A 3,548-nucleotide genomic window follows, 5' to 3' on the forward strand; every position below is an offset into this window, starting at 1 on the left:
TGCTATCCCTTCATGCAGCTCTACTCCCCATTCTTGGGCAGCCAGTCCCAGGGCTTTACTGAGTGCTTGGGGAACCACCTGAGCATCTTCTGGGTACCACCAACCACCAACCACTTCTGAGCTTAAACCGGATTGATAGCAATGAATTGTATCTTTGTCTAACCAGTCAGCAACTCCGGTTTGGTTGCTGAGCTGGTGTTGCTGATTTCCTGCTGCCCCTTCATAGACCGGTGCTAAAAAGCCACAGGGCCAATAGCCCGTTGCCACACCAGTCATCTGTTCCAGTTTGGTACACCATTGAGGATACAGTGAGTGGGACCACAAGCCTAAATCTAGCATCGGACCAATGGGGAGCGCTTCTGAGAATGGTGCTAACATTCCCGCTGCAGCTAGGGTGGCACCTTCTTGGAAATTGCGGGTGACAACAGTTACTGTTGCCCCACGCTGTTTCAGTTCTACAGCGATCGCTAAACCGATAATGCCACCGCCAATAATCAGAATGTCACTTGCTGCTTTCATAGGTTAAGGAGAGTGGAGACTAGGGATTGGGGAAAGTATCAAGGATGAACTATCAAGGATGAACTATTAAGTATGAAGTATCAAGGATGAACTATTAAGTATGAAGTGGGAAGTGGGAAGTGTAACTCGTAGGTTGTGGATAACGTTTTTAGTCAACCTTAAGTCCGATCAACCCATTTCCTCCTTCAACCTTTATTTTTTATCCTTTTTACTTCAAGCTTTATTCTTCAACCTTTATTTTTCATCCTTTCTGCTTTTGACCCATCCCCTAATCCCCAATCTCTAATCTCTTCCCCAACCTTTTAAACAACTACAGGTAGTGCCCTTTACCATAGGGCTGGTATGGGGTCATTATCTTCGTATACTACTGTACCAGAACTTCCTGTAGTTGCTGAGCTTGCTGTAGTCGCTGGAGCACTAGACTCACTGATGACGGTAGTTCCTTGAGCAACAGTATCCTCCTCTGGCTGTGCAAAGGGATCAGTTGTAGTCGGCTGTGCTTGTGCGATCGGTTGCTCTGGTTGAATACTCGGTGTTTCAGCTTCTGTAGTTGATGGGTCTTCTAACAGTGCTGTATCCGTTGGTTCTGCCTCCTCCTGGTTCCTACCCAGATTAAAGAAGGGAATGTTAAAGCGAGAAGCCTTTTCTTCCTCAGCTTCAGGAATTGGTTCTACTTGATTTGCACTCTGGGGAGCCTCTTCGATTTGGCGACCCTTACAAGCACTAACTGCTCCTAGGAGAGCAACCAGGACTAATAATTTGGTAGTTAACCTCATATATTTGTTCATACTCTGATTCGATATCAAGAATTGTGTTTCCATGACTTAATACCTGTGTGTCGAAGTAGGGAATTTACAGATGTGTCCCTTTTCGGTGAACACACCCGCCCATAATATACCAGTTGAGTTCTCCGGAGGTCACTAGAAAAGAAAATTGTTCATTTTCTTGATGCAAAGGGCGAGTAGGGGTTTCCCCCTTTGGCCGACTGCATCGGTTTGACCCTATCCCCTGCACCCATCTAGCGCACCGGTATGATTTTTACCCAAGGCGCGGAAATCGTCTTGTGAATTACCAGACTCCAAGCTGACGCTACGGTACTGGCTTGTCACTTGACCGGGGATTGCCTAAGTTGAGTTTTGCGACTAAGCTGAGGTTTTACATCCCCGACCTGTTGCAACAGTCCCACGCCCATCAGACCGATAGCATTTCGATTACGTGAACGTGGGATAGGTCAACAGGTTTTTTTTGACTTGGTTATTGTCAATCTAATTTACTGTCAACATAAGCATTCAGCCGTCAGCTGTCAGCCGTCACGTTATTTTATTCAAAAGCACCAATCAGTAGGTTGGCCTTTGGCTGATAGCTGATAGCTGATAGCTGATAGCTGATAGCTGATAGCTGATAGATTAACTTTCAACATTATCATGTTTCTAGTAAATTTTTGATCATTTTGTTGATCAATTTGGATTTTTTCCCGGGATTGACCAGATCAAAATTACTTGGAGGATGTCCAGGTATCCCGAGACCAAAATTGCCTATGATGGCACGAGACTTATGGCATCCCCCAACTCTCAACCATTAGTTAACCATTAGTTAACCATTGCTAAATGTGCCTTAGCTTACATTCTGTTAGCACTGATGGGGAGATCGGGTAACAGAGGATGATTCAAAAGCTAACTGTGTCAGTGCGATCGCTAACTGCTTCTGCTAATACACAGTTAACTGTTTTAGTCAACTGTTCTAGTTAACTGTTTTAGTTAACTTATCTACTTTTATAGGGTTGCTTAGTGACGGGTAACAGTCAACAGTCAACAGTCAACAGTTAACCATAAATCCTCAATTTAACTATGTCTTAACTTATGCCTTAACTTATGCTTTAAGCTAGGCTAGTTAAGTCTGCTATTCACTCATTATCCCTATTCTGACTAAACTACAGGTTAGCACTACTATGCTTTGGTTAATATTCGCTAGTCTAACAGCTCTTTTTGCCTCTGGCAAGGATTTGACGAGTAAGCGAGGGCTCAAAAATGTTGATGCTTACATTATTTCTTGGGCAGTATTATTTTTTTCTTTACCTGTTTTACTGCCCCTCCTTTTTGTGATTGAAATTCCGGAATTAGGCCGAAATTTTGGCTTAGCATTAATGGTCGGAGGGTCTCTGAATGTGGTAGCCATGAGCTTGTATATCCAAGCCTTGAGTCGGTCTGACTTATCCATTACCGTTCCCTTTATGACCTTCACCCCGTTATTTTTATTAGTGACATCCCCAATCATTGTTGGAGAATATCCCACCCCCTTAGATATGGTAGGGATTATCATGATTGTGGTTGGGTCTTATAGCTTGAATTTGAAAGAGAAAAGAAACGGTTACCTCGCCCCTTTTAAAGGGCTACTCAAGCAACGAGGCCCTCAGCTAATGTTAACCGTAGCTTTAATTTTTAGTATTACCTCAAACGTTGATAAGGTGGGGGTACAAAATTCATCTCCAATATTTTGGGCAATTGCGATGCATACCTTTATTGCCACAGGTATGGGAGTGATAATGCTGTATAAATCAAGAAGTAAATTAAACCAAATTCCAAAATATTTACTATCTATAGTTCCTATTGGTTTCTTTCAGGCCGGAGTAATTTTGTGCCAAATGACAGCTCTGGAAATGACCTTTGTTAGCCACGTGATCGCTGTTAAACGCATGAGTGTTTTAATTAGTGTAATCTTAGGATGTCTAATTTTTAAAGAACCGGGAATTCAGGAAAGAGCAGTTGGCGCAGCAATTATGGTATTGGGAGTTTTACTGATTACTCTATCGGGACATTAGGATTGGGTTTTAGGGAACAGGGAGCAGGGAATAGGCAAAAGATGTAGGGTGGGCAGTGCTTAGCAAAGGGATTGTCAGCTTTTCAATTGGTATGATGCACTGCCCACCAGACCAGCAAAAGATGTAGGGTGGGTAGTGCTTATTAAGGCAAAAGTAATAGATGTAGGGTGGGCAGTGCTTAGCAAACCAATTGTCAGCGTTTAAATTGGTA

Annotated in this window: 4 protein-coding genes; 1 reads left to right on the forward strand and 3 read right to left on the reverse strand. The window is 43.1% G+C overall.

Going from position 1 to position 3,548, the window contains the following annotated elements:
• Both F6K20_RS29385 and F6K20_RS29390 read right to left on the reverse strand, forming a co-directional pair.
• Window positions 1–519: FAD-dependent oxidoreductase (locus tag F6K20_RS29385; protein WP_287297055.1), on the reverse strand; the 519-nt coding region annotated here is incomplete at its 3' end.
• Between the two features lie 326 nt (window positions 520–845).
• Window positions 846–1,340, reverse strand: a complete 495-nt coding sequence (locus F6K20_RS29390; protein ID WP_075873601.1) for a RodZ family helix-turn-helix domain-containing protein — start codon at window positions 1,338–1,340, stop codon at window positions 846–848.
• Window positions 1,341–2,467: 1,127 nt separating this feature from the next.
• On the opposite strand from F6K20_RS29390, the gene F6K20_RS29395 reads away from it, so the two are divergent.
• Window positions 2,468–3,337 (forward strand): EamA family transporter, encoded by an 870-nt coding sequence (locus tag F6K20_RS29395; protein WP_287266344.1) that lies wholly within the window; start codon window positions 2,468–2,470, stop codon window positions 3,335–3,337.
• 9 nt (window positions 3,338–3,346) lie between these two features.
• Here F6K20_RS29395 and F6K20_RS29400 read toward each other — a convergent pair.
• The coding region (locus F6K20_RS29400; protein ID WP_287297057.1) for a hypothetical protein at window positions 3,347–3,548 on the reverse strand (202 nt) is incomplete at its 5' end.

The organism is Moorena sp. SIO2C4 (assembly GCF_010672485.1).
GTDB lineage: Bacteria > Cyanobacteriota > Cyanobacteriia > Cyanobacteriales > Coleofasciculaceae > Moorena > Moorena producens.